Source organism: Arthrobacter sp. Y3223164 (genome assembly GCF_059091005.1).
Genome location: NZ_JBNHGF010000291.1, coordinates 1 through 3,491, shown reverse-complemented (window position 1 = coordinate 3,491; position 3,491 = coordinate 1). Strand labels below are relative to the sequence as shown.

4 protein-coding genes are annotated in these 3,491 nt (G+C 66.3%); 3 read left to right on the top strand and 1 reads right to left on the bottom strand.

Going from position 1 to position 3,491, the window contains the following annotated elements; all coding sequences use genetic code 11:
• The 3 genes from AC5RUJ_RS12755 to AC5RUJ_RS12745 form a co-directional block, all read left to right on the top strand.
• The coding region (locus AC5RUJ_RS12755; protein WP_494155954.1) for a glutamate ABC transporter substrate-binding protein at window positions 1–801 on the top strand (801 nt) is incomplete at its 5' end.
• Window positions 802–868: 67 nt separating this feature from the next.
• Entirely contained in the window at window positions 869–1,564 is a 696-nt protein-coding gene (locus AC5RUJ_RS12750; protein ID WP_494000297.1) for an amino acid ABC transporter permease, read from the top strand.
• A complete protein-coding gene (locus AC5RUJ_RS12745; protein ID WP_494012573.1) occupies window positions 1,561–2,424 on the top strand; it encodes an amino acid ABC transporter permease in 864 nt (287 codons plus the stop codon). The genes AC5RUJ_RS12750 and AC5RUJ_RS12745 overlap by 4 nt, the downstream gene beginning before the upstream one ends.
• Before the next feature lie 120 nt (window positions 2,425–2,544).
• Here the strand turns inward: AC5RUJ_RS12745 and dapE are convergent.
• Window positions 2,545–3,491: succinyl-diaminopimelate desuccinylase (dapE, locus tag AC5RUJ_RS12740; protein WP_494155953.1), on the bottom strand; the 947-nt coding region annotated here is incomplete at its 5' end.

Below are 3,491 nucleotides of genomic sequence, written 5' to 3'. Positions count from 1 at the left end.
GGCGGCACAGGCGGCGGCGAGACTGCCGGCGGCGGCGAGACTGCCGGCGGCGGCGAAGGCGACGGCGAAGGCATCCGTATCGGCATCAAGTACGATCAGCCGGGCCTGGGCTTTTCCTCCGGCGGCAAGTTCAGCGGCTTCGACGTGGATGTAGCCAAGTACGTGGCCAACGAGCTGGGCTACTCGGAGGACCAGATCGAATTCGTCGAGTCGCCCTCGGCCAACCGCGAAAACATGCTCGCCAACAACCAGGTGGACATGATCTTCGCGACGTACTCCATCACCGACGAGCGCAAGCAGACCGTCGACTTCGCCGGACCGTACTTCGTGGCCGGTCAGGACCTGCTGGTCCGGACCGACGACACCGAAATCACCGGCCCGGATGCGCTTAACGGCAAGAACCTCTGCTCGGTGACCGGCTCCACCTCCGCCCAGCGCATCAAGGACGAGCACGCCGCCGAAGTGAACCTGGTTGAGCGACCCAGCTACGCCGAGTGCGTGACCGCCATGCAGGGCGGCCAGATCGACGCGGTGACCACCGACGACATCATCCTGGCCGGACTCGCGGCGCAGCCGAACAACGCCGGCAAGTACAAGGTGGTCGGCAACCCGTTCTCGGAGGAGAACTACGGCGTCGGACTGCCGAAGGGCTCGGAGCTGTGCGCGGACATCAACGCAGCCATCAACAAGATGGTCGAGGAAGGTGCCTGGGAAGAAGCCCTCAAGAAGAACACCGAGGGTGTGGATTACTCCTACAACAAGGACCTGAACCCGCCGAAGCCGGGCGAAGCCTGCGCCTAGCACCATCCGTTGTGGGGCGGGGCTCTCCCGCCCCACAACATGATCTGCCTCTTCCCACCGAAAGGGGATGGACAGTTTGTCCGAGTATTTCCAGAGCTACCTGACGGCGCTGGAGACCTACGACGTCGTCGGAGCCTTGTGGGTCAATATCCAGCTCGCTTTTTGGGCCGCCCTGGGTTCGTTGGTGCTGGGTACCGTCCTGGCCCTGATGCGCATCTCACCGGTGCCCAGCTTCCGCTGGGCCGGCGCTGCGTACGTCAACGTCTTCCGCAACACGCCGCTGACCATCATCATGGTGTTCTGCATCCTGGTGGCGGTCTTCCAGCTCCAGATGAACCTCTCCGGCGATTTCGACTTCAACTTCTTCCTCTGGGCCATCGTCGGGCTGTCCGTCTACCACGCGGCCTTCGTCTGCGAATCCATTCGCAGCGGCGTCAACACCGTGCCCCTGGGACAGGCCGAGGCCGCCCGCGCCATCGGGCTGAGCTTCCTGCCGGCGGCGCGGATGGTCATCCTGCCCCAGGCCTTCCGGGGTGCCGTGGCGCCGCTGGGCAACACCCTGATCGCCCTGACCAAGAACACCACGGTGGCAACGGCGGCGTCGGTCGCCGAATCCGCCGGGCTGATGAAAACCATGATCGAGTTCCGGCCGGATGTCATCATGGCCATTTTCGCGACCTTCGCCATCGGCTTCGTGATCATCGTGCTGCCGATCGGCCTGGTGACCACTTGGCTCTCCAAGAAACTGGCGGTGTCACGATGAACATCAAGCAGAACGTCCTCTTTGATGCGCCCGGCCCGAAGGCCCGTGCGCGGATCATGGTCACCAACATCATCGGCATCCTGCTCTTCCTCGGCGCGGCGATCTTCGTCATCGTCGGACTGAACGACAAGGGCCAGCTGGCACCCGAGCTGTGGACGCCGTTCCTGACCGGCGAGGTCTGGCAGTTCACCATCCTGCCGGGGCTGATCAACACCTTTAAGGCCGCCGCAGTCTCGATCCTCACGTCCGTGGTCTTCGGGCTGCTCTTTGGCGTGGGCAGGCTCGCCTCGAACGGCCCCCTGCGGTGGCTCTGCGGAGTGATCGTCGAACTCTTGCGGGCTGTCCCGGTGTTGCTGATGATGATCTTCTTCTGGCTCCTGTTCGGGCAGCTGAGAATCGGCACCCCGGCAGACATCCCGTTTTACGCCGTCGTGACGGCCCTGACGCTGTACAACGGATCGGTGATCGCGGAACTGGTCCGCTCCGGCGTGTTCGGCCTGCCCAAGGGCCAGCGTGAAGCCGGGATGGCGATCGGCATGACCCGTGCCCAGTCGTTGCGCAGCATCGAACTGCCGCAGGCCCTGGTGGCCATGCTGCCGGCCCTGGTCAGCCAATTCGTGGTGATCCTGAAGGACTCTGCCCTCGGCTACATCATCACGTACTCCGAGTTGCTGCGGTCGATGCAGATTTACGGCTCCGCCGGTCCGATCCTGCAGTCGCTGACGATTGCCGCGCTGCTCTTCATCATCGTCAACTTCGCCTTGTCCTGGGTAGCCAACTGGCTCTCCAAGTTCCTGAGCAGCCGGACCGCGGGCGAGACCGCGCCGCTGACCACGCAGCCGATGGCCGTCAAGGTGTGACCGGCTGCCGCTGACCGCCGACGGGGAAGGGGAGGACGCCTGCGCGTCCTCCCCTTCCCCGTTGCAGCTTCCCGGGCGCCTTGTTGCCCGGCGGCGGCGCCCTCCGCCGCCCCCGGATGGTCAGGCCAGCAGCCAGCGGCGCAGCGCCGCCCGGCACTCGCGGACGGCCTCCGCCGGAACGTTTTCGTTGTCGGTGTGGGCCAGCAACGCGTCGCCGGGGCCGAAGTTGACGGCCGGAATGCCCAGCTCGCTGAACCGCGCCACGTCGGTCCAGCCGTACTTCGGCTTTGGCTCCGCCCCCACGGCGGCGACGAATTCGGCGGCTGCCGGGTGGTCGAGGCCGGGCCGGGCGCCGGCCGCGGCATCCGTGCAGACCACCGTGAAGCCCTCCAGCAGGTTCCGCACGTACAGTTCGGCATCCGCGGGCGTCTTGTCCGGAGCGAACCGGTAATTGATTTCCACCGTGGTGCTGTCGGGAATGATGTTGCCCGCCGTACCGCCCTTGATCTTCACCGCGTTGAGGCTCTCGCGGTACTCCAGCCCGTCGACCGTGACAGTGGCCGGTTCATGGTCCCGGAGCCGGACCAGGATGTCGGCGGCGGCGTGGATAGCGTTGACGCCCCGCCACGCGCGCGCGGAATGCGCCGCCTGGCCGACCGTGCTCGCTTCGAACCGGGCCGTGCCGTTGCAGCCGCCTTCCACGGTTCCGTGGGTCGGTTCGAGCAGGATGGCGAAGTCGCCCTGCAGCAACTGGGGGTGGTTGCGCACCAGCCGGCCCAGCCCGCTCATCGAAGCATCCACTTCCTCATGGTCGTAGAAGACGTAGGTGACATCGCGGTTGGGTGCCGTCAGCTCGGCGGCCAGGGCCAGCTGCACCGCTACCCCGCCCTTCATATCGGTGGCGCCGCGCCCGTACAGCACGTCCCCGTCCCACACCGACGGCACGGTTCCGAGGGAGCCGGGCACGGCGGGCAACGGCACGGTATCGAGGTGGCCGGCCAAGATGACCCGCTCCGGCCGCCCCAGCTGCGTTCGCGCGACGATGGCGTCGCCGTCGCGCAGCACCT

What these genes read in the sequence shown, in the direction of transcription:
- AC5RUJ_RS12750 (WP_494000297.1), top strand. Translation starts at nt 869, where the DNA reads ATGGACAGTTTGTCCGAGTATTTCCAGAGCTACCTGACGGCGCTGGAG.
- AC5RUJ_RS12745 (WP_494012573.1), top strand. Translation starts at nt 1,561, where the DNA reads ATGAACATCAAGCAGAACGTCCTCTTTGATGCGCCCGGCCCGAAGGCC.